The 678-nt window shown below is 60.3% G+C and carries 1 protein-coding gene; it reads left to right on the top strand.

The features are described 5' to 3' along the window. On the top strand, positions 1 to 678 hold a 678-nt coding region (locus ACP7BV_RS27585), incomplete at both ends, for a tetratricopeptide repeat protein (RefSeq protein WP_426108104.1).

Here is a 678-nt window from a genome sequence, read left to right as displayed (position 1 = left end):
CCTGATGCTGTCACTTCGCACGAGAATATTTTCCTCCATCGCCGCCATGCTCATTTCGGCGGCAGTTCAAGCGGATCCCGGCACAGCATGCGATCTCGCCGCCGGCAAGAAATACCAGCAGAGTCAGGATTACCCACGCGCCATTGCGTGTTATCAGGAAGGCGCCGCCAAGGGCAATGGAGAAGCTTATTTGCTTCTCGGGTATATGTACCTGGAAGGCGTCGGCGTTTCCAAAGACATCACCAAGGCGAAGGAGTTGCTGTTGCAGGCGGAGGCCAAAAACGTGGCGCGAGCCGTGTACAGTCTGGGCGCGATGCAGGAAAAGGGCGTGGGCCAGAAACCCGATTTCCCGGCTGCTGTGGAGTATTACCGCAAGGCCGCCAATCTCGGTCTGCGCGAGGCGCAGGCAGCTTTGGGGCGGCTGTACTTCAGCGGAAAAGTAGCTCCCAACCCGGAGGAGGGCGAGCGCTTTTTGACCCTGGCCGCGAACGCCGGCGACCTTGCAGCTCAGTTCAATCTGGGACTGCTCTACTACAACGGTTTCAAGGAAAAGACGCACCTCGGTCAGGCGCTCATCTGGCTGGAACGCGCGGCATTACATGGTGACCGAACCGCGCCGCAGGCCGTTGGCGCCATGTATGCCGATGGGCGTGGCGTCAAAGCCTTCCGGGCGCGTCG

Origin of the sequence: Massilia sp. TSP1-1-2, assembly GCF_049896185.1 — a bacterium.
GTDB lineage: Bacteria > Pseudomonadota > Gammaproteobacteria > Burkholderiales > Burkholderiaceae_D > Telluria_A.
This window is presented reverse-complemented; position numbering and strand designations above follow the sequence as displayed.